General features: G+C 50.9%; 22 protein-coding genes. 19 read left to right on the top strand and 3 right to left on the bottom strand.

All coding sequences use genetic code 11. From position 1 onward, the window contains the following. Positions 1-29 precede the first annotated feature (29 nt). The 5 genes from PVA01S_RS19160 to PVA01S_RS26755 all read left to right on the top strand — a co-directional run bounded on the left by PVA01S_RS19160 (position 30) and on the right by PVA01S_RS26755 (position 4334). The gene (locus PVA01S_RS19160) at positions 30-878 is read left to right on the top strand and encodes a carbohydrate ABC transporter permease (RefSeq protein WP_230876118.1); all 849 of its coding nucleotides are present in this window, start codon (positions 30-32) and stop codon (positions 876-878) included. Beyond that, a complete protein-coding gene (locus PVA01S_RS19155) occupies positions 875-1690 on the top strand; it encodes a carbohydrate ABC transporter permease (protein ID WP_127608909.1) in 816 nt (271 codons plus the stop codon). The genes PVA01S_RS19160 and PVA01S_RS19155 overlap by 4 nt, the downstream gene beginning before the upstream one ends. Positions 1691-1739: 49 nt before the next feature. Beyond that, positions 1740-2732, top strand: coding sequence for a 4-hydroxythreonine-4-phosphate dehydrogenase PdxA (locus PVA01S_RS19150; protein ID WP_127608908.1), 993 nt, complete (start codon positions 1740-1742; stop codon positions 2730-2732). Positions 2733-2763: 31 nt separating this feature from the next. Continuing rightward, on the top strand, positions 2764-4062 hold the full coding sequence (melA, locus tag PVA01S_RS19145) for an alpha-glucosidase/alpha-galactosidase (protein WP_127608907.1): 1299 nt from the start codon (positions 2764-2766) through the stop codon (positions 4060-4062). A gap of 122 nt (positions 4063-4184) precedes the next feature. Continuing rightward, a complete protein-coding gene (locus PVA01S_RS26755) occupies positions 4185-4334 on the top strand; it encodes a hypothetical protein (protein WP_164751897.1) in 150 nt (49 codons plus the stop codon). A gap of 37 nt (positions 4335-4371) precedes the next feature. On the opposite strand, the gene PVA01S_RS19140 is transcribed toward PVA01S_RS26755, so the two are convergent. After that, complete coding sequence (locus PVA01S_RS19140; RefSeq protein WP_127608906.1) at positions 4372-4980, bottom strand: P-loop nucleotide/nucleoside kinase family protein; 609 nt, start codon at positions 4978-4980, stop codon at positions 4372-4374. 324 nt (positions 4981-5304) lie between these two features. On the opposite strand from PVA01S_RS19140, the gene PVA01S_RS19135 reads away from it, so the two are divergent. From PVA01S_RS19135 to PVA01S_RS19115, 5 genes are read left to right on the top strand one after another with little or no spacing between them, the layout of a single operon-like run. After that, positions 5305-6099: an IclR family transcriptional regulator gene (locus PVA01S_RS19135; protein WP_054796479.1), complete on the top strand. Its 795-nt coding sequence runs from the start codon at positions 5305-5307 to the stop codon at positions 6097-6099. Between the two features lie 60 nt (positions 6100-6159). Then, a complete protein-coding gene (locus tag PVA01S_RS19130; RefSeq protein ID WP_054796480.1) occupies positions 6160-6798 on the top strand; it encodes a bifunctional 2-keto-4-hydroxyglutarate aldolase/2-keto-3-deoxy-6-phosphogluconate aldolase in 639 nt (212 codons plus the stop codon). Between the two features lie 46 nt (positions 6799-6844). Further along, the gene (locus PVA01S_RS19125) at positions 6845-7321 is read left to right on the top strand and encodes a tripartite tricarboxylate transporter TctB family protein (protein WP_164751896.1); all 477 of its coding nucleotides are present in this window, start codon (positions 6845-6847) and stop codon (positions 7319-7321) included. Positions 7322-7334: 13 nt separating this feature from the next. Next, entirely contained in the window at positions 7335-8840 is a 1506-nt protein-coding gene (locus PVA01S_RS19120) for a tripartite tricarboxylate transporter permease (protein ID WP_127608904.1), read from the top strand. A gap of 41 nt (positions 8841-8881) precedes the next feature. After that, entirely contained in the window at positions 8882-9874 is a 993-nt protein-coding gene (locus PVA01S_RS19115; RefSeq protein WP_127608903.1) for a tripartite tricarboxylate transporter substrate binding protein, read from the top strand. Positions 9875-9980: 106 nt separating this feature from the next. On the opposite strand, the gene PVA01S_RS19110 is transcribed toward PVA01S_RS19115, so the two are convergent. Then, positions 9981-10916: an aldo/keto reductase gene (locus PVA01S_RS19110; protein ID WP_127608902.1), complete on the bottom strand. Its 936-nt coding sequence runs from the start codon at positions 10914-10916 to the stop codon at positions 9981-9983. Positions 10917-11135: 219 nt separating this feature from the next. Here PVA01S_RS19110 and rpoN point away from each other — a divergent pair, with 219 nt between their 5' ends. Then, positions 11136-12443: an RNA polymerase factor sigma-54 gene (gene rpoN, locus PVA01S_RS19105; RefSeq protein WP_164751895.1), complete on the top strand. Its 1308-nt coding sequence runs from the start codon at positions 11136-11138 to the stop codon at positions 12441-12443. Positions 12444-12476: 33 nt separating this feature from the next. Here the strand turns inward: rpoN and PVA01S_RS19100 are convergent, their stop codons facing one another. Further along, entirely contained in the window at positions 12477-15374 is a 2898-nt protein-coding gene (locus PVA01S_RS19100) for a transporter substrate-binding protein (RefSeq protein WP_230876102.1), read from the bottom strand. A gap of 451 nt (positions 15375-15825) precedes the next feature. Here PVA01S_RS19100 and PVA01S_RS19095 point away from each other — a divergent pair, with 451 nt between their 5' ends. The 8 genes from PVA01S_RS19095 (at position 15826) to PVA01S_RS19060 (ending at position 23697) form a co-directional block, all read left to right on the top strand. Next, complete coding sequence (locus PVA01S_RS19095) at positions 15826-17067, top strand: transporter substrate-binding domain-containing protein (RefSeq protein WP_230876116.1); 1242 nt, start codon at positions 15826-15828, stop codon at positions 17065-17067. A 72-nt stretch (positions 17068-17139) separates the two neighbouring features. Beyond that, positions 17140-17997 carry an urea ABC transporter permease subunit UrtB gene (gene urtB, locus PVA01S_RS19090; RefSeq protein ID WP_054799448.1) on the top strand — a complete coding sequence of 286 codons (858 nt, stop codon included), beginning with the start codon at positions 17140-17142 and terminating at the stop codon, positions 17995-17997. Positions 17998-18003: 6 nt separating this feature from the next. Next, the gene (urtC, locus tag PVA01S_RS19085; protein WP_127608900.1) at positions 18004-19077 is read left to right on the top strand and encodes an urea ABC transporter permease subunit UrtC; all 1074 of its coding nucleotides are present in this window, start codon (positions 18004-18006) and stop codon (positions 19075-19077) included. A gap of 19 nt (positions 19078-19096) precedes the next feature. Further along, on the top strand, positions 19097-19846 hold the full coding sequence (urtD, locus tag PVA01S_RS19080) for an urea ABC transporter ATP-binding protein UrtD (protein ID WP_127608899.1): 750 nt from the start codon (positions 19097-19099) through the stop codon (positions 19844-19846). After that, positions 19839-20537, top strand: a complete 699-nt coding sequence (urtE, locus tag PVA01S_RS19075; protein WP_127608898.1) for an urea ABC transporter ATP-binding subunit UrtE — start codon at positions 19839-19841, stop codon at positions 20535-20537. The genes urtD and urtE overlap by 8 nt, the downstream gene beginning before the upstream one ends. A 48-nt stretch (positions 20538-20585) precedes the next feature. Then, positions 20586-21632, top strand: a complete 1047-nt coding sequence (locus PVA01S_RS19070) for an aliphatic amidase (RefSeq protein WP_127608897.1) — start codon at positions 20586-20588, stop codon at positions 21630-21632. Between the two features lie 133 nt (positions 21633-21765). Further along, positions 21766-22860, top strand: a complete 1095-nt coding sequence (locus PVA01S_RS19065) for an AAA family ATPase (RefSeq protein WP_127608896.1) — start codon at positions 21766-21768, stop codon at positions 22858-22860. An 18-nt stretch (positions 22861-22878) separates the two neighbouring features. Continuing rightward, a complete protein-coding gene (locus PVA01S_RS19060; protein ID WP_127608895.1) occupies positions 22879-23697 on the top strand; it encodes an urease accessory protein UreD in 819 nt (272 codons plus the stop codon). The last annotated feature ends 9 nt before the right edge of the window (positions 23698-23706 follow it).

Below are 23706 nucleotides of genomic sequence, written 5' to 3'. Positions count from 1 at the left end.
TGCGTCGTTGGCGAAATTCTCCTTCTGCAATGAATTTGATGTACATTCCTGCGTTCCTGTTGTTTGTGCTGTTTATCTATTATCCATTTATTAAAGGGGTGATGATTTCTTTTACTAATTGGGATGGGTACTCACAGATGTATCGGTATATAGGGTTGGACAATTATAAAAGGATGCTTTCGGATCATAGGATAGGTACGGTAATTATGAATACTCTGATTTATGGAGTTGGAAGCACGATCCTACAGAATATCATAGGGTTAGCTTACGCCGTTTTATTAAACAGCTATATACGGGGAAAGACGCTTATTCGTACTATCGTCTATCTTCCGGTGATCGTCAGTCCCCTAATTATGGGTTATATCTGGTATTTCTTCTTTCAGTTTAATGGAGGAGCTCTTAACGATATTATTTTGTTGTTTCGTGATAAGCCGATCAATTTACTTGCTGACACTGAGCTTAATGTATGGATCATTACACTAGTGAACACCTATCAATTTCTGGGAGTTGCTATGATAATCTTCTTGGCCGGACTTCAATCTATTTCCAAGGAATATTATGAGGCGGCGGAGATAGACGGGGCTTCGGGATTCTCAAGATTTCGTAACATTACCCTTCCTCTGCTTGCGCCGGCCATTACCATTAACGTTGTGCTTAATTTAATCGGCGGATTGAAGTTGTTTGATGTTATAACAGCTTTAACCAACGGGGGTCCGGGCTATGCGTCTGCTTCATTATCTACAATGATTTATCAATTGTATTTCGCTCACCAGGATGCCGGATACGCTGCAGCATTAGGTAACTTTATGTTTCTGCTTATTTCAATTATCGGTTTGACATCGTTGTATTATTTGCGCAGAAAGGAAATTTCCTTATGAAGCGTGCAAAGGCGCTATATACATTATTGGGTGCTCTCATAGGTCTCATTCATATTGTTCCTTTTTATGTGCTGATCACTACTTCATTTAAAGAAGAATTGGATACTAGCTCTAAATGGGTCATGCCGGGCTATCTTTTTTGGGATAACTTTACGAATGCATGGCAGCTCGCAGGTTTGGATCGAGCGTTTGTGAATACGGTAATTGTCACTGTGCTATCTATTGTTCTGATCTTGATTCTGGGTTCGTCAGCGGCTTTCCCGCTTGCCCGCCATCGAAGTGCACTAAACAAGTGGATGTACGGCTTTTTTGTAAGTGCTCTTATCGTCCCGCCGCTTACAATCCTGGTTCCTTTGTATAAGATGTTTGTCGATATTGGGGCCATGAATACGTATACAGGAATCGTGATTCTTCATGTTACCTTTCACCTCTCTATGGCCATCTTTTTGTTTACGGGTTTTATTAGTACGATTCCAAGAGAGTTGGACGAAGCCGCAATGATAGACGGGGCATCAAGGTTAGGCTTGTTTTTTCGGATTATCTTACCGGTACTCATGCCGATTACAGCAACGGTCATCATTATGAATGGTGTTTCGATCTGGAACGATTATCAGTTCTCGGTATTTTTTCTGCAGAAACTGGAATATAGAACGATCACCGTTGCCTTATCCGCATTTTTCGGAGAGAACAATTCAGATATCGGGTGGGTAGCCGCAGGTTCCTTATTAGCCGCTCTTCCCAGCATCTTACTGTACTTGTTTCTGCAAAAATATTTCGTGGAAGGAATGACTTCCGGGGCTGTAAAAGGATAATAGATGATCAATTAGGTGATCAAAGCTATGAAGAAGGGGAAGCGGGAGCATGAAGAGAAAACCGTTAATGGGCTTAACATTAGGAGATGCAACAGGCATCGGATCGGAATTGGTTGCAAAATCTCTCCAATCCGAAGAAATCCGGCAACTGGCGACATGGGTTTTGGTCGGCGATGAACGTGTTTTTCAGCAAGGGCAAGCTATAGCAGGCGTATCCGTTTCTTATCAAAAAATTGATACGATCGATCAAATCGACAGCGAAGACCAGATTTATTTCATCGATTTGCAAAATTTGTCGACAGACTCGTATACGTTAGGCCAATTGTCAATAGATTCCGGTAAAGCAACGGGTGAAACATTGACGTTCGTACTGAAGCTGGCGCAGCAAAAAAAGTTGGACGGTTTCGTTTATGCTCCTATTAATAAGGAAGCGTTACATAGCGGTGGATTTCATTTTCAAGATGAGCTGCATTTTTTCGCTTCGCTTCTTGATTGCAAAGAAGGATTTAGTGAAATTAACGTCATGGGAGATCTTTGGTTTACGCGAATAACATCCCACGTACCGTTAAAAGAAGTCAGCAGCCTGATTAAGAAAGAACGTGTTGCCCGCATCATTCGTTTTGCACATGATACATTAATCAGTGTTGGATTCGACAATCCCCGAATTGCTGTAGCGGCCCTTAATCCGCATGCCGGCGATGGAGGACTGCTCGGCACGGAGGAAATTGACGAAATCAGCCCGGCCATTCATGAAGCCCGGGAGCAAGGGATTAACGTAGTAGGCCCTTATCCCGCAGACACCATTTTCTTGCGTTTACAAACAAAACCTTTTGATTGTTTGGTTAGTATGTATCACGATCAGGCTCAGACGGGGATGAAGTTATTGGGCTTTAACAAAGGCGTTACTGTCAGCGGAGGACTTCCTATCGCCATCGCTACACCTGCACACGGAACAGCTTTTGATATTGCAGGTAAAGGTACCTCTGACCCGGGTGCAACAGTTCAAGCCATGAAACTGGCCGTCAGATTAGCTGGATTCTAAAATTTTTACATAAAAGTAGGAGGCAAGAAACATGTCAAAGATTACTTTCCTAGGTGCAGGCAGTTCAGTATTTGCTAAAAATGTGTTGGGTGACTGCATGATGACTCCAGCGCTGCAAGGCTTTGAACTAGCCTTGTTCGATATCAATGAAGAACGCCTTAAAGATTCTGAGAACATGCTAAATAATTTAAAGCTTACCCTTGGAAGCACATGCGTTGTAAAAGCATATACAAACCGAAAAGATGCGCTCCGTGGGGCGAAGTACGTTGTCAATGCAATACAAGTTGGCGGCTACGATCCATGCACCATTACAGATTTTGAAATACCGAAGAAATACGGTTTGCAGCAAACGATAGGCGATACCTTAGGTATAGGGGGTATTTTTCGAAATCTCCGAACCATTCCGGTATTGCTCGATTTTGCCAAAGATATGAATGAGGTTTGCCCGGATGCATGGTTTCTCAATTATACGAATCCCATGGCGGTGCTGACCAATGCAATGACGACAACCGGTGGTGTAAAAACCGTTGGTTTGTGCCACAGTGTACAAAGATGCATACCGGACTTATTTGAGGCATTAGAGATGGAGAGTGAAGGGGTACAAACTAAAATCGCTGGCATTAACCACATGGCATGGTTGCTTGAAGTAACAAAAGACGGAGTGGATTTATATCCGGAAATCAAGCGCCGTGCCCGTGAGAAGCAAAAAGAAAAGCACGACGACATGGTTCGTTTTGAAATGATGTTCCGATTTGGATATTACGTTACGGAATCTTCCGAGCATAATGCGGAATATCACCCGTACTTTATCAAAAAAAACTATCCCGAGTTGATTGAGCGCTTCAATATTCCGATCGATGAGTACCTGCGCCGTTGCGAACGACAGATTGCAAGATGGGCAACCATGCGTGATGAGCTGGTGAATAACAAAGCTTTGAGCCACGTCCGGTCTCATGAATACGCATCTTATATGTTTGAGGCCATGGAAACAAACAAGCCGTTCAAAATCGGCGGAAATGTAAGGAATACGGGTTTGATTACGAATCTTCCGAAGGAAGCCATAGTCGAAGTTCCCTGCTTGGTAGATTCAAGCGGGATTACACCAACGTATATTGGGGATCTGCCTCAGCAGCTTGCTGCATTGAACCGCACCAATATCAATACGCAGCTGTTAACCTTGGAAGCTGCGAAAACAGGGAAAAAAGAGCATATTTATCATGCCGCGATGCTTGACCCGCATACAGCAGCGGAACTATCAATCGATGATATCGTAGCGATGTGTGATGATTTAATTGAAGCTCATGGGGATTGGTTACCTAAGTTTGTATAAGTTTGGAAATGAAAAGGAGCCTTGCCACTGAAGTACGGTGGAAGGCTTCTTTTTGTGTTGAGGCAGGGTTAGATCGCCTTGTCTTTTCGTTGAGAGTTTGAAAGAAAGGAATTGCGGTTAAGATGGACGGTCAACCGGTCACCATTAGGGATGGCGAAGACCAGGCGCATTTTGACACCGGCACCGGTATGCTTACGTATACCGCGAAAGCTCTAATCTACTACATTAGTCCTGAAGGGGTTCTCGTAAGGACGCTTGGCGGTAAGCCGTAATCAAGGCTTTAGACAAGGGTATCACATAGCCGTTCGTTCAGGGACGCGGAGGGAGAGCGGAGGAACCTTGGGCAGGTGTAAAAGGCAATATGTGATATAGCTTGTCCAAGTCGACCGTTGCAGAACTATTATCAAATTGTAAGATTTCAATGCCTTCCCATAAACACTGCTTTTCTTGAATGCTTTGTATAAAGGTGTCCCAATTGCTGAATTTCCAAGCGTCTCTTTCCAGCGCGCGGGCTTGCATTCTTTCTTTCAATACTGAAAAATCAACGGTGACTTGCAGGACTAACGGTTTGACGTTCTGCCAGTCATACTTCTCTTTTAGCTCATGAATATAATTTCTGTTAGAAAAGTAGCCAAGGAAAGGGGCATCCAATACTACGGACCTGCCAAGTTGCAGGTTGTCATTGGCTATATCAAGCAAGGTTTGGTATTCAAGATCCATAACGACATCGCTGTAAAACGTGCAGCCGTCCCGCTCATGAGGCGAATACCCGTTCGATTCCAGGATGAGGCCGGTTAATTTGTTGCAAACCACATCTTTATCAAGATAACAACAATTGTACTTAGATGAGATCAGTTTACCGATAGTCGATTTTCCAGATCCCGCAGGACCAATCAAAAAAATGACGGTAGGTTCCAAGTTACGTTCCTCCAAGAAGTCATGTTAAAAGGCATCGGCGCTAATAAAGCGCTTCTTATTTATCGTTCGCATATGTGAACTTAATTCGTGATTGTGAATCGTTATATATAGAGTATATCAATTCCACTAAGTATTTCAATCCCGTTTTACACTTTTCATATAGAGAACATGCATAATGTTCCAGCAGAACTCCGTAGAAATATTTTTGAAGGAGGATATTGAATTCATCAGTGTTTCTATTTATAATTACGTTGAAAGTTCTAAATGGCGAAATTGATTCACATATGCGAACCGAATGTATATCATGATTCAAAAGGAGAGTCTATGGAAAAGTTTCGTATGAATAAATCGGCTGAGAGGGTGGTAGATCTTTTATACTTACTTGCTAATAGTGGTTCTTCCTTAACCCTGAATGAAATCTGTACGGGGTTAGGCCTCCCTAAAAGCAGTGGTTTTGAATTGGTGCAAACCTTGCTCTATAAAGGTTTTATAGAGATGGATGACGTGCGGTTAAAAAGTTATCGTCTAGGGTTGGGTGCATTTGAAGTGGGCAGTAAGTATCTGTCCAACTTGGGACTTCCGCAGCGAGCAAGGCCTTTTCTGGAAGAATTAAACAAACAGACCGGCAGCACCGTTTTTCTGGGGATTGAAGACAAAGGTAAGATTGTTTACTTGGATAAAGCGGAAAATTACTCGGTCATGCGACCGACAGCCAAACTGGGTTCTCGACGATTCATGCACACTACAGGTCTTGGGAAAGCCTTGTTGGCAGCGTTTCCTACGGATAAGATTCAATACATCCTGGGTGATGGTGAAATTGAGGGGAAGACACCGTATTCGAAAGTGACTTTGCCGGATATTTTACAGGATATGAAGGAAATACGCGAACGAGGTTACTCGATTGATGACCGTGAAGATAATTTGGAGATGTATTGTATCGGTTCGGCCATATATGACCAATCGAATAATCCGGTTGCTGCGATTAGTGTGGCCAGCATCCGTTCTAACATGACGCCAGAGCGTGAAGAGATGATCGTGAAATTGGTCAAAGAAACGGCGTTGAAACTTTCTCGTCAGCTCGGTTACAGCGGCGAGAGGCTGTATATGGATCCTATGTAAGGTAAGCGGAAACGGATGGCATTATTCAAATGAAATATTAAACAACGTGGAGGACATACTATGTGGAGAAAGCTAGAGAACCTAAACAAGATTTATGAAAGCGGAATCGTCCTCATTATCCGTTCCGATAACGAACAGGAAGCGCTGGCTGTTGCGGAAGCTGCGATAGAAGGCGGAATTAAAGTACTGGAAATCACGATGAGTGTGCCGAATGCACTCCAAGTGATTCGCACGTTAGCTGACAAATATAGCGACGTTTTAATTGGCGCGGGTACGATTCTGGATGGCGAAACCGCCAGAGCGGCTATATTGGCGGGGGCTGAGCTTTTAGTAAGTCCGCAGCTGAATCCGGAAATGATCAAGATGGCCAATCGCTACCAGGCCATTACGATAAGCGGCGCTTTCACTCCGAAAGAGGTATTGGAAAGTATAGAAGCGGGTGCAGACATTGTGAAGCTATTCCCGGCCGAAGTAGTCGGACCGCAGTATATAAAAGCCGTCAAAGCTCCAGTACCGCAAGCTCCGATTGCACCGACAGGCGGAGTTACCCCACAGAATGTTCACGAATGGCTGCAAGCCGGCTGTGTAGGGGTCGGGGTAGGCAGCTATATTAGTAAAGCGGCGCAAAAGGATGGTGACTATCGCAAGGTTACGGCTGCTGCCAAAGAGTTTCTTCAGGCGGTTGCCGCAGCACGCTAGTCTTCCGATTCGACCTGAACCACATCAATAAAAGGAGGTGAACGGCTTGGATCATGCGAAAGAAAGCGGTTTAGTAAAAAATGCGGGATTTTGGACAGGTATTGTGTTGCTTATTTTCGCTTCCATTGTTTTTTGGCAATCCTTCTCTCTGAAATATTACACGGCTTTCGGACCTGGTCCCGGTATGTTTCCCAGATGGCTGAGCGGCATTCTGATCATTATTTCTATCGTTTATATCTGGCAATCGGTAAAAAAAGAAGTGTTCCAATTTAAAGATATTTTTCCCAAGGGTCGAGAGTTAGGAAATATTTTGTCCGTTCTGGCGTCGGTGGTTGTGTTTATGCTCATTGTGAATTTTACCGGCTTTATTATTGCAAGCACCGTATTGCTTTTTATTCTGCTTGTTCGCGAATATAAGTGGTATTCGGGGCTCGCCATCTCGGCAGTAACATCCATCATATTGTTTATAGTGTTCAAATCATTCTTTGATATTCCGCTTCCAGTCAACATGTTTGGATGGTAATAGGAGGAAGTAAATGGAATCTCTTATGCAATTGCTTGCAGGTTTCGAGACAGCGCTTACCTGGTGGAATTTGCTGTATTGCTTGATTGGCGTTACTGTAGGGATGTTTGTAGGCGTATTGCCCGGGCTTGGCCCGACAACGGCTACAGCCTTGCTGATTCCGGTAACCTTTGGGATGGAACCGGTTTCCGCCATTATTATGTTGGCTGGGATTTATTACGGCGGTATGTATGGAGGGACCGTCACTTCCGTTCTAATTAACACGCCCGGAGAGGCAGCATCCGTTATTACCTGCTTGGACGGCCATCCTTTGGCTAAGCAGGGAAGGGCAGGGGTTGCCCTTGGTGTGGCGGGGATCGGCTCCTTCATCGGAGGGACCGTATCGATCATCGGCCTGGCATTGATCGGCCCGGTCTTGGCGGACTTTGCCTTGCGGTTCGGTCCGCCGGAATTTTTCGCTCTGATGGTATTCGGTCTCATCATGGTCATTGGTTTAATGGGCAAGTCGCTCGTTCGGGGTTTGATTGCGGCGTTCATCGGGTTAACATTGTCTCTGGTCGGGATGGACCCTGTTTCCGGAGCGGTCCGGTTCACTTTCGGCGAGCCGTATTTAATGAACGGGTTTGATTTAGTCACTATCGCGATGGGCTTGTTCGGGCTCTCGGAGATCCTGCTTGGTATGGAGAACCTCACAAATTCGGAGAAACCGGCCAAAGTGAAAGGGCTTCTGCCCAGACGCGAAGAATGGAAACCGACGGTGAACTCTATAGGCCGGGGAACCGTGCTTGGATTTATAACGGGCTTGATCCCGGGCACGAACTCTGTCATCCCGGCTCTGCTTTCCTACTCATTGGAAAAGAAGATTGCCAAAGATCCTTCACGTTTCGGGAAAGGTGCAATCGAAGGTGTTGCCGGTCCTGAAACCGCCAACAATTCGTATTGCGGAGCAGCGCTTATTCCATTGTTCACGCTGGGAATTCCAAGCTCACCGACCATTGCGATTCTTTTGGGAGCTTTCATCATGCATGGGCTGACTCCAGGGCCAGTGCTGTTCCAGAATAACCCGGGCTTCGTCTGGGCGATTATCGCAAGTATGTTTATCGGCAATTTCTTTTTGCTGATCATGAATTTGCCTTTGGCGGGGATGTGGGCAAAAATTACGATGGTTCCTGCCAAGCTCCTGTATCCGATTATCCTGATCATTTCTGTACTAGGGGCATATACCGTCAATAACAGCCTCTGGGATGTTGGCGTCATGTTTGTTTTCGGCATCATCGGCTACGTCATGAAAAAACTCGACATTCCCATGGCACCCATTGTATTGACGTTTGTATTAAGCAAGCTCATGGAAAGCTCTTTATTGCAGTCGTATAAAATGTTTCATGGCAACTTGCTGGAGTTGTTTCAACGGCCGTTATCCGGCTCCTTGTTAGTCATTTCTCTTATTGTGCTAGTTCTTAGCGTCATCGCCGAAATCAGGAAAAAGAAATCCGGTTTTGCCGCGGATATCGAGATGTAACATGCATTAAACCATAAAAAACCTTCATGGGGGAACGAACAATGAAAAAAATCGCATTAATTGCAAGCTTGTCTTTAGGTTTGTTGGCTGGTTGTGGCACACAAGGTACACAGGGAACAGAGGGAACGCAAGGGGGACAAGCCTCACAAGCAGCATTCCCGGAAAAAGAAATTACGTTAGTTGTTCCATTCGCTGCAGGCGGCGCTTCAGACGCCACAGGCCGTATGGTTGCCAAGGGCATGGAGGAAAAACTTAAGAAGCCCGTAGTAATCGTAAATAAACCAGGCGGCACAGGCGGCGTAGGGATGTCCTTCGTTCAAGCCAGTCCCAAAGACGGATACACCATAGGATATGTTCCTGCGGAGTTCGCTATGCATAAACCATTAGGACTCTCTGATTTGGAGCCAAGCAAGTTCGATCTCATTGGGCAAGCAACGATGGTTCCTGCAGCCGTTACCGTTGCAGCAAACGCTCCTTATAACACGATTGAAGAGTTTATCGAATTCGCCAAGAAAAATCCGGAGCAAGTCAAAGTGGGCAATTCGGGATCAGGCTCCATATGGCACGTTGCCGCCAGCGCATTTGCCAATAAAACAGGCGTTAAATTCACCGATATTCCTTTTGATGGTGCTGCTCCCGCTGTAACCGCATTAATGGGAGGCCATGTCGATGCAGTCATGGTCGGCACCGGGGAAGTGAAAAGCGGGCTGGAAGCCAAGAAGCTGAAGGTTCTTGCCGTTATGACTGCTGAACGGGATAAAAATTTACCGGATGTCCCGACACTGAAGGAAAAAGGGATTGATGTTCAGTTTGCAGGATGGGGTGGATTTGTAGTGCCAAAAGGTACTCCGAATGAAGTGAAAACCGTGCTGGCTGACGCTTTGAAATATGCCGTTGAATCGGATGCGTTCAAAAAGTTTGCGGACGAACGGAGTATGCTCGCGATCTATAAAGGACCTGAAGATTTTGGCAAGTTTGCAGATGAACAATTCAAATATTTCTCTGAACTGATTCCTACTATGAAACTTAAGTAAATTAAGCTGAACCCCTTTCCAAATTGGAAGGGGGTTCTTTGCTGTACGCCCCGCTTGCAGCGTTCTTGTCGAAACCGCAAGCGGAGTCAGAGCCGCAGTTCGCGGGTTACGCCTGAAAAATTTGGTCGATATTCCTGATATCCTCGGGGGTCAGCGATACCTCTAGGGTTTTCAGGTTGTTAAGCACCTGCTCGGGTCTTTTCGCGCCGGGGATCAGCGCGTCGATCGAGTCGCGGGTAAGATACCAGGCGAGCACGACGTGCGCCACGTCCGCATGTTTGGCTTCCGCGATTTGACGGACCTGCTCCACCTTGTCCAGATTGCGGACAAATTCCTCGCCTTGGAACAGCGGGTTTTTGGCGCGGCTGTCCTCGAATTTCGAGTCCTTGTTGTATTTGCCGCCCAGCAGTCCGGCAGCCAGCGGGAAATAAGGGACGAACGAGATGCCGTTGGCTGCCGTATAGGGCAGGATTTCCTGCTCGACGCCGCGTTTGAACAGGTTGTATTCGCTTTGCAGCACGTCCACGTAGCCGTCCTTATTGGCTTCCTTCAGCTGTTCGATCGAGAAGTTGGATACGCCGATGGCGCGGATTTTCCCTTCATCCTTCAGCCGCTTCAATGCGCCCACGGCTTCGTCCTTAGGCGTATGCTCGTCGGGAAAGTGGATATAAAACAAATCGATATAGTCCGTTTGCAGCTGCTTCAGGCTGTTTTCGACCGCTTGCTTCAGGAAGGCGGGGGAGTTGTCCACCGTCATCTTGCCGTCGACCGGTTTGTGCGCGCCTTTGGTGGCGATAACGACATCTTCGCGGCGGCCCCGTTCTTTGAGCACTTCGCCGATCAATTGCTCCGAGCGTTCGGGACCGTATATGTAGGCCGTATCGATAAAGTTGATCCCGTTGCCGAGCGCGGTGCGCACCACTTCTTTTCCGGTTTCGTCGCTAAGATTCGGAAACAGATTATGGCCGCCAACCGCATTGGCGCCGAGCCCGATCGGATTGACGTACAGCCCGGTTTTCCCCAAACGTGTCTTTGTTCCCATGTTACCACTCATCTCCTTTTTTTGGAATATATTCATTATACCAAAAAGAAGAAAGAAAACCGAAACCGGAAGGCTGTCATCTATTGATGTTATATATAATAACATAATAAGTTATTTTCTTCTTGAGATTGCGCCGAAAATGATTATAATTGATGTTAATTAATGAAGAAAAAAGAGGGTTTATGTTACTTTCTTGTAAGAAAGGGGCCTGGGATCACTGTGAACAACAGACTCGTACTGACACAAACCCAGAAGCTGGCGGTCACCGCCAACATGCAGCAAAGCCTGTATATTCTCCAAAGCTCCAATATGGAGCTGATCGAATTTATCAATCAGCAGGCCGATGAAAACCCTGTTTTGGAAGCCGATTTCGGGACGATGCTCCATAATCGGGGGGTAGCGGGGAGCTCCGCAGCTGCTCCGGAATACGATCCCATTGCGATGGCGGCGAACGCTGCCCCCACGCTGGAGCAGCATCTGCTTCGCCAGCTGAACTGTCTGACAGGCCTCCCTGCGGGAGTGTACGAGGCGGCGAAGTATATAATCGGCAATTTGGACGATAACGGCTATTTGGCGCTGCCGCTCGAGCAGGTCGCCGGGGATCTCGGAATCAGTCCGGCGATCGTCGACCTTGCCCTTAACCGGGTGCAGGAGCTGGACCCCGCCGGCGTAGGGGCGCGGAATTTGAGAGAATGCCTGCTTATTCAACTGCGGCTTACGCACGGAGTGGACAGTCTCGTTTACCGGCTCGTCGAGGGACATTTGGAGGATCTGGCGGCCAATCGTATCAAGCGGATCGCCAAGGAGCTGAGGGCCGATGCCGACGAGATCCGCGAGGCGGCCTGCCGGCTTACGGCGCTGGTTCCCCGCCCTGGGGCGATATTCCAAGCCGACAAGCCCCACTATGTGATACCGGACATCGTCATCGAACAAAGGGAGGAAGGTTTCGATATTCGTGTCCGCTCGATATCCAAGTCCGTAAGGATCAACGGCTTTTACAAGGGAATGTCGGAGCTGGCGGCGGCGGGAGACCCGGAGCGGCAGTTTTTGAAGGAGAAGCTTTCTTCCGCCGAATGGCTTCTGAAATGCCTGTACCAGCGCGAGAAGACGCTGCGGCTCGTGGCGGAAGCCGTCGTGAAAGCGCAGGCGGAGTTTTTCCGGACGGGAAAGGGCAGCCTGGCGCCCCTTTCGCTGAAGGAAGTCGCGGAGCGGATTGGCATGCACGAATCCACCGTCAGCCGTTCGGTTGCCGGGAAGTTCGCGCAGACGCCGAGGGGCATATTCGAGTTGAAATATTTTTTCGCATCGGGCGTTTATGCCTCGGAAGGGCCGGCCGTGTCGGCGGATCATATCAAGCGGAAAATCAAAGAGTTGATCCGGTTGGAAAACGCAGCCAAGCCCTTGTCCGACCAGCAGCTGGCGGAAGCTCTTCTGGCGGCCGGGCTCAGCATCTCCCGGAGAACCGTCGCCAAGTACAGGGAGGAGATGGGCATCGCCCCGTCGAGCCGGCGCGCGGCCCGCTCGTAATGTCTGCTCGGCGACAGCGGCAAGGGGGGCAGTTCATTCCTTGCCGATCTTGATTTGGTACTCCTCCAGCTTCCGGTACAGTGTAGTTCGCGAGATCCCAAGGCTCTTGGCCGTCCTGCTGATATTCCCCTTGTTTCTTATCAACGCCTGGATATACACATTCCGCTCGCTTTCCTCTCCCTTTTGCTTGATTTCCTTGATGTGGTCGAAGTTTTGGAACATTTCCGCGAGATTCGGCTGATTTCCGGGCTGTTCGTTCTGCAGGCTGTGCACAATGTACTGCGGCAGATGGATGACCTTGATATGGGGCGAACGGTCGGATAAATAAAACGCCCGTTCCATCACATTGTGCAGCTCCCGGATATTCCCCTGCCAGCTATAGTCCATCAGCACCTTGATGGCTTCCGGGGAAATCTCTTTTGCCGGGCGGCCGGTTTCGATCGACAGTTCCTCGATGAAATGGGCGGATAGCTCGGCGACATCGCCGATCCGTTCGCGCAGGGGCACGAGCTCGATGGTAAACACGTTCAGCCTGTAAAATAAATCGCTGCGGAACGACCCGTTATACGCGATTTCCTGGTTCAGGTTTTTGTTGGTTGCCGCAATGATGCGGACATCCACGGGAATCGGCTTGTGCCCTCCTACGCGGATCACTTCCTTCTCCTGAAGGACACGCAGCAGAGTGGCCTGAAGCTCGAACGGCATATCCCCGATTTCGTCGAGAAATAACGTTCCCCCGTTGGCGGCTTCGAACTTGCCGGCATTTCCCCCTTTTTTGGCCCCTGTAAAAGCGCCCTCCATATAACCGAACAATTCCGCATTGATCAGCTCTTTGGGAATAGCGGCGCAATTGATGGCGATAAAAGGCTTATCTCTTCTCGCGCTTTCATTATGAATGGCGCGGGCGAACAATTCCTTGCCTGTACCGCTTTCCCCGAGCAGCAGCACGTTGGCGTTCGTCTTCGCTGCGGATTTGGCCAGGGATACGGTCCGCAGGAAATTGCCGTCAGAGCCGATCAGCTCTTTGGTCGTAAGCTTGTTTTTGTCCCTCCGGCCGGGTGTGGCGCGATGGCCCAACTGTTTGAAGTAGACATAGTGAAACTCCGTTTTTTTGACGATCTGAATTTCGTATAAGCTGTCGGAGTCCTGCTTTCTCATCATGTAGTTCGCTTCCTCGCGGTTGTCCGAAGCAATATCCGACAGAGCCGAATGCACCAGATCGCGTTTTCTCGATAACAAATTCCGGCCCGCCTCGTTATGGAACGCGATTTTTCCTTTGCGCAGCACGAACAGGCTTTTGGAAAGCTGGTCGGACACATCCTGCATCATTTTCGATAAGGAAAAGTAGTCGTCGTGTTTGCGGGTAAGCTCGGCGCAGGCTGCGGCTAACCGGGACAAGCTTTCGAGCGGGTAACCGGCATCGTCTTCGCCGCCCTTTTTGATAAAGACGCCGAGCACCCCCATAGGGACGGTGTCCGCTTCGCTTTTGACAGGCAGCCCCGCGGAGGTCCAGGACGGCAGCCCCGGTATTTCCCGCAAATCGGCGCTTGTGTAAGACGGCGTATGCCCGGTCAAGGCCAGGCCGATGCCGGATTTGTCCAACGGATGGCGAATCCACTGGCTGCCGCCCAGGCGCAGCAGTCGGAGCAGTTCCGGGTCCGGCGGTGTCTCGTCCGGAAAAACGTCCAGCAGTACGCCCTCGGGATCGAAAAAGGCGAAGGTGAAGGGCAGAAATCCGGTTGCCTTTTTTAATTCCTTCAGCAGAAACTCGTTGCGCGTCAACCGCTTCTCCAGTACGTCCCGGAACAGCTCCTCCTGTCCGGCGTCCGTCTGCTTCTGTTCCGCTTCAAAGAACGGAACGGGAGGCAGGGGCGTCTCCGATTCCCACACAATTTGAAACCGGCCGCTGTCATCGACCCGGGCGATGCGGGAGTTTAACCACAAATGCTGGTTTTTGTGGTCGACGACGATTTGCCCCTGGGGCGCCTCGAGCTTGAGTCCGGACAGGGCGCGGCGGATGGCGTCCGTGGACGCTTCCTTGGACCGGCGCAGCGCCTCAGCCAGCAAAAACACCGAGTTATAGGCGTTTTCCATCACCGAGCTTATCGTATCCGTGCCGTAGGTGCGCCTGTATTCCGAAACGAACTGCCGGTTGGCGGGATTGTCGATTGTATTAAAGTAAGGAAAGCTGGAGTAATGTCCTGCGGCATAGGAAGGCTGGATCGCGGAGATTTCGGTTTCCGCCGTAATCGAACTGGCGATCGGCTGCTTGAAGCCGTATTGGTAATGCTGCTGGTAAAAGGCCCCTGCGCTGTCGCCGACCAGCGTGGAGAAGATAACGTCGGGACTGGCTCGGCGGATGTCCTGCAGGTGCTGGCTGAACTTCGTGTCCCCCAGGGCGACATAGGTTTCGCCGATTATCGATCCCCCGCAGCTGTCAACCAGGTGCCGGATATAACGGTTCGTTTCCCGCGGATAAATGTAATCCGATCCGATCAGATAAAAGCTTTTGCCCAGATGTCCGATAATCCAGGGGATAAAATGCAGCAGCTGCTGGTTGGGGAGTGAACCGCAGTAGAAAATATTCCGGTGCTGCTCGGCTCCTTCATATAAGGTCGGATAGAAAAGCAGGGTGTCGTGTTTCTCCAATACAGGGATAGCCATTTTGCGGCAGGCCGACGTATATAAGCCGACAATGGCGGCGACCCGGTCAGATACGATCAGCTTTTCCGCCTTTTGGGCTGCGAGGCAAGGGTCCGACGCAATATCCTCCACAATCGGAATGAGCCGTTTGCCGTTGGCGCCGCCCTGTTCGTTGATTTGCCGGATCGCCAGCAGGCTGGCCTGATACTGCCCCCGTTCCGTAATCCCCGTAGGTCCTGTGAGGGAAAACAAAATACCCACCTTCAGTTCCCCGCCCTGCATGTTCATGTCACATAACGCCCCTTTTAGTTCGTAATAGGATATGACGCACTCTTGGTGTCCATGAAATGTAATAAAAGTGAAACACGGTAAAAAGCAATAATATTACAATGTGTCAGTTATTATAACACAACTTTTGTTCATTTTGTGTTCAATCCCTATTATTTTTTAATTTCGGCGTGGAGAGGGGTTAAAATTAAATAAATATATAACCTTTAATGTAATATATACTCCCGCATAAAAACTGTGTTTGGGAAGGGCGGAATCATTTTTTTTAATTTTTTTCAATTATTTCGATCGGTTGGCACAAGATTTGCTTATTAAATAGATCGAAAGCACAAATCGCCGTTTGTATCTAATCTGAATGCGTAAGATTAGTTAACAAATCAGGGAAGGGGTTTGCAGTGTGTTGTTAGAAAGGCTGGGCATAAAAAAGAAAATGGGAGTGGTACTTGTGAAAATGTTCAAAAAACAAACCGTATCGGCGCTTTTATCCATGATCCTGACATGTTCCGTCCTTGCGGGGTGCGCGGGAGGACAGAGCGGCACAGCCGCCACGAATACCGCAGCCGGCGGCGATGCGATCAAGGTGGGCGTCCTGTTCTCGTTGAGCGGCTCCCTGGCCGTAACGGAAAAAGGAATGGCGAACGCGGCCCTGCTTGCCATCGAGGAGATCAACAAAAACGGCGGCGTCAACGGAAAAACCATCGCCCCCGTACAGGAAGACTATGCCTCCGAGCCTTCCGGCGCCGCGACGAAGGCCAAGAAGCTGCTCCAGCAGGACAAGGTTACGGCGATCGTGGGCGGATACAGCTCCGCAAGCCGCCAGGCGATGCTGCCGATCGTCGAGCAGTACAAGGGCGTGCTCGTTTATCCGACCTACTATGAAGGCGAAGAATACTCCAAAAACATTATTTACACCGGCACCACACCCAATCAGCAGCTTCAGGATTTCGTTCCATGGCTGACCAAGAATGTAGGCAAAAAAGTTTATTTCATCGGTTCCGACTATGTATACCCGGTTGAAACCAACAAACAGGTAAAGGAGCTGCTGAAGCAAAACGGCGGCGAAGTGGTCGGCGAGCAGTACGTGCCGCTCGGCCAATCGGAATTCGCGTCCGTGATCAACAAAATCAAGGAAGCCAAGCCGGATGTGATTTTCTCCGATCTCGTCGGCGACAGCGTGGCCGCCTTCTATAAGCAGTACAAGAGCTACGGTTTGGACCCGGCCGTTATGCCGATCGCGAGTCCCGTTACCGCCGAATCGGAGATCGTATCGATGGGCGCCGACGTAGCGAAGGGGCACATCTCTTCGGCCGCTTATTTCCAAACGGTGGATACGCCGGAAAACAAAAAATTCGTCGATGCCTATCAGGCGAAATACGGCAAGACGGAGCCGATCACGCAGGTGATGGAAGCCTCCTACTTCTCGACGCTGCTGCTCGCCGAAGCTTTGAAAAAGGCGACGGATCTAACGAACTCCGAGACGATTATCAGCGCGTTTGCCGGACTTGAAATCAAAGCGCCGCAGGGAACGGTCAAAATCGATGCGGAAAACAACCACGCCTGGTTGAACTCGCGGATCGGTAAAATCAATGCGAGCGGCCAATTCGAAATCGTTCAAAGCACTACAGAGCCGATCTATCCCGAGCCTTGGGCCAAAGCTTTGTTCCCTAATCACGAAGAACCCTGGAAAAAGTAAAAGGGTGACGGACGGAGCGGAAAAGGAACATGCCTTTTCCGTACTCCCTTCCGAGCCGAAAGGAGGACAAGGATGGGCATCATGCAGCAGTTTGCCGACGGAATCAGCGTGGCGGGTATTTTATTGATCGTCGCCATCGGTTTGGGAATCACCTTCGGGGTGATGAAAATTATTAATATGGCTCATGGAGAGCTCATCATGATCGGAGCTTACACGACCTATATGATCTGCACGGTGGGGCATATGCCGTTTGTCGTCGGCATGATCGTCAGCTTTATTGTGACGGCGCTGGTCGGATTGCTGCTGGAAAAGTTTGTGCTGCGCCGTTTGTACGGGCGACCGATGGAAACCTTGCTCGCCACCTTCGGTATCTCCATTTTTCTTCAGCAGCTGATCCGGATGATCTTCGGTCCCGATGGTAAATCCGTGACCAGCCCGTTCCAGGGCGTGATGAACGTGGGGGACGTAGCCTTGCCGTATTACCGGCTGTTTATTGCAGGGATCGCCTTATTGATGGTGCTGGCCACAGCCTTCGCCATGTTCAGAACGAAGTTCGGCATCCAGCTCCGTTCCGTGTCGCAAAACCGGGATATGTGCGAATGCCTGGGCATCAACACCTCCCGTATCGACGCCTATACCTTCGCTTTCGGAGCGGGGCTGGCCGGACTGGCCGGGGCGATTCTGTCGCCGATCAAGAGCGTGTCGCCCACGATGGGCCTCGACTATATGATCGATTCTTTCATGGTCGTCGTGCTGGGCGGCGTAGGGTCTCTCATGGGCGCGGTGTTCGGCTCCGCCGCAATGGGCGAAAGCAACCAGCTGCTGACCACATTTATGGGCGAAACCGGTGCGAAAATTGTCGTGTTCCTGCTCATTATTCTAGTCATTCGGTTTAAGCCGGAAGGTTTGTTCCGGATGGAAAGGAGGTAGAAGGCTGTGCCAACGAACAAATTCGGTCTCAACCATACTTTTGCGGCGCTGACTCTCGTATTCCTGGTCGTCTTTCCATTGTTCGCTTCGGAATTCCGCGTCGAGTTAATGGGAAAATTCATCGTGTTCATCCTGTTCGCCTTTTCATTGAACCTGATCTGGGGCTATACCGGGCTTTTGAGCCTGGGGCACGCCGTATTTTTCGGGCTCGGGGGTTATATGCTGGCCCTCGCTTACAGCTTGCAAAAAGGGATTCCGTCCTTTATGTCCCGCTTCAACATTACGGAAATTCCGCTGGTGATGAAGCCGCTGCAAAGCATTCCGATGGCGCTGATTCTCGGATTGGCGCTGCCGGCGGTGCTGGCGGCCCTCATAGGATTTTTCGTATTCAAGAGCCGGGTGAGCGGGGTGTACTTCTCCATCATTACGCTGGCGCTGGCCAAATTGTTTGAAATGCTGGTCATCAACCTGCAGGCCTATACGGGCGGCTTCAACGGATTGATGGGACTGCCGCGGTTTCCGATCAACGGCGAGCCGTTAAGTCTTACTTCCTATTATTATGTCGTGCTGGCCGTCACGGTCCTGGCCTTTTTCTTCACCCGCTGGCTGGCCCAATCCCATTTCGGCAAAGTCATCAAGTCGATCCGCGAGGACGAGAGCCGCATCCGCTTCCTGAGCTACAATCCGGCGAACTATAAAATTTTCATCTTTACGGTTTCCGGACTGCTGGCGGGGCTGGCGGGCATGCTGTACGTGCCGATGAACGGCTTTATTTCGCCGCAGGATACGGGTATCGCGATGTCGACGGGCCTTGTGATCTGGCTGGCGATCGGCGGCAGAGGCACGCTGATGGGGCCGATCGTCGGGGTGTTCGTGGTCAACTGGCTGTCGAACCTGCTGTCCGAGCAGTATCCGACGCTATGGCAGCTGATTCTGGGCGCCGTGATGGTGCTGATCGTGCTGTTCCTGCCGAACGGCATCTACGGAACGCTGGAAAATTGGTGGAACGACCGGAGTTTACGCAAGAAGAGCGCGACAGTGGAAGAGCCCCTTCTTTACGGCAAGGGCGAAGTTCTATAAAGAAAGCCAGGTGGCAAACATGGGCGACAAAATACTCGAAACAATCGGGCTGACCGTGCAGTTCGGCGGGTTCAAGGCGATCTCCGATTTGAACTTTTCGGTGAACCAAGGCGAGCTGCGGGTCATTCTCGGGCCCAACGGGGCCGGCAAAACGACGCTGATGGATCTGATAACGGGCAAAACGAAGCCGACGTCGGGGCGGATCCTATACGACAACCACGAAATTTCCGGTATGGAGCCCTATCAGACGGCCAAGCTCGGCATCGGGCGGAAATTTCAGAACCCGCACGTGTTCGACAACATGACGGTGATGGAAAACATCGAGGTGGCGTTCCGGGGGTTCGACCGCGTATTTCAAGCCCTTTTCTATCAAAAGAAGGCGGACATCAAGGACCGCATCGAGCATATTTTGTCCACGATCGGTCTGAAGAGCAAAGCCGACCGGATGGCGGCCAATTTGTCACACGGCGAACGGCAGTGGCTGGAGATCGGCATGCTGCTCGCCCAGGACCCCAAGCTGATCATCCTGGATGAGCCGACCGCAGGCATGACGGCGGAGGAAACCTACAAAACCGGCGAGCTGATTCTGACGGTGTTCAAGGATCGTTCCGTTATCGTAGTCGAGCACGATATGGCGTTTGTCCGCCAAATTTCCAATATCGTCACCGTACTGCACCAGGGGAAGTATCTGGCCGAGGGGCCGCTTGCCGAAATCGAGCAAAACGCGAAGGTGCAGGAGGTTTATTTGAAGGAGGATGCCCATGCTTAACGCTAACGCACTCCAAGTCTCATACGGAAAAAGCCGGGTGATCAACGGGGTAAGCCTCGAGGTAGGCAAGAGCGACAAGGTTTGCCTGATGGGGCGCAATGGAGTCGGCAAGACCACGTTGCTGAAAAGCCTGATCGGCCTGCTGGTCCCCAAGGAAGGCGCCATTACCTGGGAGGGCAAGGAAATAACCCGTACCCGGGCCAACGAGAGATCGCGGATGGGCATCGCCTATGTGCCGCAGGGCAGGGAAATTATCCCGATGCTGACGGTCAAGGAAAACCTGGAGCTTGGGGCCATGGCCCATCATCCCAAGGAAACCGCCCGGCTGATGGAAGAAATGCTGGAATATTTCCCGGCATTGAAGGAGCATTTGCCACGGAAAGGGGGTGTATTGTCAGGGGGACAGCAGCAGCAGCTTGCCATTGGCCGCGCTTTGATGTCCAAGCCGAAGGTTCTGTTTCTGGATGAACCGTCGGAGGGCATCCAACCGAATGTGGTCGCCGAAATCGCCAGAACGCTGAACCGGGTCCATGAGGAAAAGTCGCTTTCGGTTTTTATCGTCGAGCAGAATCTGGACTTCGCGTTCAAGATCGCCGAGAGGTTTTACGTCATGGAAAAAGGGCAGATCGTCAACTCGGGAAATACCCGGGAGGTTTCCACGGATACGATTAAAAAGTATTTAACCATCTGATTTTTGATTTTCATCAAATAAACCATACATGTGAGAGGAGATTTTACAATGAGACATGGGGACATTTCGAGCAGCGCAGATACGGTAGGGGTAGCGGTAGTCAACTATAAAATTCCACGTCTGCACACCAAGGAGGAGGTTCTGGAGAACGCGCGTAAAATTGCGGATATGGTCGTCGGCATGAAAAAGGGTCTGCCGGGCATGGATCTGGTTGTATTTCCGGAATACAGCACGATGGGCATCATGTATGACAACGACGAAATGTACGCTACAGCGGCGTCGATTCCCGGCGAAGAGACCGCTATTTTCTCGGAGGCTTGCCGAACAGCGGGCGTTTGGGGCGTGTTCTCCCTGACCGGCGAGAAGCACGAGAACCATCCGGAAAAAGCGCCTTACAACACGCTGATCCTGATGAACGACAAGGGCGAAATCGTGCAGAAGTACCGCAAATGCATTCCGTGGTGCCCGATCGAAGGCTGGTATCCGGGAGACACCACTTATGTGACCGAAGGGCCGAAGGGCATGAAAATCAGCCTGATCATTTGCGACGACGGCAACTATCCGGAAATTTGGCGCGATTGCGCGATGAAGGGCGCCGAGCTGATCGTCAGATGCCAGGGCTATATGTATCCGGCCAAGGACCAGCAAATCATGATGTCCAAATCGATGGCGTGGGCGAACAATGTGTATGTGGCTGTCGCCAACTGCACCGGCTTCGACGGCGTATATTCCTACTTCGGGCACTCCGCGCTGATCGGCTTTGACGGACGGACGCTCGGCGAGTGCGGAACGGAAGAATACGGCGTGCAGTTCGCCGAGTTGTCGGTATCGCAAATCCGCGATTTCCGCAAAAACTCGCAGTCCCAGAACCACCTGTTCAAGCTGCTTCACCGCGGATATACCGGCGTGCTGAACTCCGGCGACGGCGAGCGCGGAATTGCCGACTGCCCGTTCGACTTCTACCGCACATGGGTGATGGACGCAGAGAAGGCGAGAGAAGACGTGGAGAAAATTACGCGCTCCACGCTAGGCACGGCCGAATGTCCGATCGAGGGCATTCCGAACGAAGGCAGGCTGCAGGAAGCGGGCAAGTAAGCCTCACGGTCATGAGGATAACGGAAGGAGCGGCTGCGCCAAGCGGCCGGTCCTTCCAGATCATGGCCGTCCTGTTTTATCTGAAAAGCCGGTTGGACCGAGCGAATGATAAGGTAAAAGGGGGAAACACCTTATGCCGTTTATTAACGACAAGCTTCAGGACCTGGAACAAAAGCGTTCCGCTTCCCCCGGCACAGGCAACAAGACGCAAACCCGCTTCAGGTTCGATGTGGAAGACGTCATGGGCAAAATGCGCAGCCGGATTTACGGGCAGGAGCAGGCGATGGAATCGATCGAGAACATGCTCAAAATTGTCCGGTCCGATATCGCGGACCCTGACAAGCCGCTGTATGTCGGCCTGTTTCTCGGGCCTACCGGCGTGGGGAAAACGGAGATCGTGCGCACGCTCGCGGAAATTATTCACGGCTCCAAGGACGGGTTCTGCCGGGTGGACATGAACACGCTGGCCCAGGATCATTACGCCGCGGCCTTGACGGGCGCGCCCCCGGGCTATGTCGGGAGCAAGGAAGGCTCCACCATTCTGAATAAAGAGAAAATCGAGGGCAGCTTCAGCAAGCCGGGCATCGTGCTGTTCGATGAAATTGAAAAAGCGGGCCCCCAGGTGCTGCTGACGCTGCTCAATATTTTCGATAACGGCATCATGACGATTTCCAGCGGCGATAAAGTCATCGATTTCCGGAATACGATAATTTTCATGACGAGCAATATTGCCGCTTCGGATATTTACCGGTTTACCGACCGGCAGCTGTCGTCGGCCCCGGCGTTATTCTCGTATTACGCCAATCCGGCCAACTGGGTCCGCCGCGAGCAAAACCTGCTCGAGAGGATCGTGATGAGAAAGCTGGAAAGGTTCCTCAAGCCGGAGTTTATTAACCGGATTGACGATATCGTCATCTTCAACTGGCTGGCGCAGCCGACGCTGGAGAAGGTGACGGGCGTGTTGACGGAGCAGCTGAACCTCAGGCTTCGCAAGCACCGCTGCACCCTGCGGATAGACAATGCCGCCAGGGACTTTCTGGCCGAGCAAGGCTATAACAAGAAATTCGGGGCCCGGGCTTTGAAGCGGGCATTCCGGACGTACATCGAGGTGCCGCTGGCGGAGCTGTTGATGGAGCGGCCGCCGGGCGAAGCGCCGGGCGTGTATACCGCAAGCTACTCACCGGGCGGGGCGCATGTCGTTTTTCAGCATTCATCGGCTTCGGAGTGACACGCGGGGAGGAACGGCATGCGCGGCACATTGGATTTGGGCATTACCGCAAACCGGCGGAATCAAAGCTTTATTTCCCGGATGAACTACACCTTTCCTTTAAAAGTATTGCGGCCCTTCTATCTGGACGGGATCGGCACCGCCTACATCTATTTGCTGGATACGGCGGGAGGGATGCTGGCCGGAGACAGCCTGGATTACCGGATTCGCGTGGAGGACGGCGCCCGGCTTTACTTAACGAACGCCTCCGCCTCCAAGTCGTACGTGATGAACGGGGGCGGGGCGCAAGTGCATCAGTTTTTTTCCGTCGGACGGCAGGCCAGCATGGAGTTTTTTCCGGAGGAGGTCATGCTGTTCAAGGATACGACCCTGGAGACGGCTACCCGCATCGAGGCCGAGCGCGATTCGGTGTTCGCTTTCTGCGACATGTACGCGTGCGGGCGGAAGCATAAGGGCGAACGGTTCGAGTTCCGGAGTATGGGAAATCTGCTCGAAATCGTGATCGACGGCAAGCTGGCCGTCTGGGAGAAGTACCGTGTGGACGGGCATCGGCTGCAGTCGGGCCAGCCCGGTTACCTGGAGGAATATACCCATTGGGGCACTTTATACATGTACAGCAGCGAGACGGACGGCGCTATGCTGCAGACCGCCCGGGAATGCCTGGCCGGCATCGGCGAAGGCGGGGTGTGGGCGGGCTGCTCGCTTCATCCGAGCGGAGTGCTGACCGTGAAAGCTTTAAGCGCGGAATACGAGGCGGTCAAGGACTGCTTTCAACAAGTATGGGCGCAGCTGCGGCCCCGGATGCTGAAGGAGGCGCTGCCTTATATCCGCAAATAACAGACCGAA

Source organism: Paenibacillus validus NBRC 15382, assembly GCF_004000985.1.
Taxonomy (GTDB): Bacteria; Bacillota; Bacilli; order Paenibacillales; family NBRC-103111; genus Paenibacillus_G; species Paenibacillus_G validus.
Note: the sequence above shows the minus strand (reverse complement) of the source record. Positions and strands in the feature narration are given on the sequence as shown.

Bases quoted from the DNA above. Each gene is read 5' to 3' on its own strand.
- PVA01S_RS19150 (WP_127608908.1), top strand. From the start codon at position 1,740: ATGAAGAGAAAACCGTTAATGGGCTTAACATTAGGAGATGCAACAGGC.
- PVA01S_RS19100 (WP_230876102.1), bottom strand. From the start codon at position 15,374: ATGAACATGCAGGGCGGGGAACTGAAGGTGGGTATTTTGTTTTCCCTC.
- PVA01S_RS19120 (WP_127608904.1), top strand. From the start codon at position 7,335: ATGGAATCTCTTATGCAATTGCTTGCAGGTTTCGAGACAGCGCTTACC.
- urtE (WP_127608898.1), top strand. From the start codon at position 19,839: ATGCTTAACGCTAACGCACTCCAAGTCTCATACGGAAAAAGCCGGGTG.
- PVA01S_RS19155 (WP_127608909.1), top strand. From the start codon at position 875: ATGAAGCGTGCAAAGGCGCTATATACATTATTGGGTGCTCTCATAGGT.
- PVA01S_RS19095 (WP_230876116.1), top strand. From the start codon at position 15,826: ATGTTCAAAAAACAAACCGTATCGGCGCTTTTATCCATGATCCTGACA.
- melA (WP_127608907.1), top strand. From the start codon at position 2,764: ATGTCAAAGATTACTTTCCTAGGTGCAGGCAGTTCAGTATTTGCTAAA.
- PVA01S_RS19065 (WP_127608896.1), top strand. From the start codon at position 21,766: ATGCCGTTTATTAACGACAAGCTTCAGGACCTGGAACAAAAGCGTTCC.
- PVA01S_RS19060 (WP_127608895.1), top strand. From the start codon at position 22,879: ATGCGCGGCACATTGGATTTGGGCATTACCGCAAACCGGCGGAATCAA.
- PVA01S_RS19070 (WP_127608897.1), top strand. From the start codon at position 20,586: ATGAGACATGGGGACATTTCGAGCAGCGCAGATACGGTAGGGGTAGCG.
- PVA01S_RS26755 (WP_164751897.1), top strand. From the start codon at position 4,185: ATGGACGGTCAACCGGTCACCATTAGGGATGGCGAAGACCAGGCGCAT.
- PVA01S_RS19135 (WP_054796479.1), top strand. From the start codon at position 5,305: ATGGAAAAGTTTCGTATGAATAAATCGGCTGAGAGGGTGGTAGATCTT.
- urtD (WP_127608899.1), top strand. From the start codon at position 19,097: ATGGGCGACAAAATACTCGAAACAATCGGGCTGACCGTGCAGTTCGGC.
- PVA01S_RS19110 (WP_127608902.1), bottom strand. From the start codon at position 10,916: ATGGGAACAAAGACACGTTTGGGGAAAACCGGGCTGTACGTCAATCCG.
- PVA01S_RS19115 (WP_127608903.1), top strand. From the start codon at position 8,882: ATGAAAAAAATCGCATTAATTGCAAGCTTGTCTTTAGGTTTGTTGGCT.
- PVA01S_RS19130 (WP_054796480.1), top strand. From the start codon at position 6,160: ATGTGGAGAAAGCTAGAGAACCTAAACAAGATTTATGAAAGCGGAATC.
- urtB (WP_054799448.1), top strand. From the start codon at position 17,140: ATGGGCATCATGCAGCAGTTTGCCGACGGAATCAGCGTGGCGGGTATT.
- PVA01S_RS19160 (WP_230876118.1), top strand. From the start codon at position 30: ATGAATTTGATGTACATTCCTGCGTTCCTGTTGTTTGTGCTGTTTATC.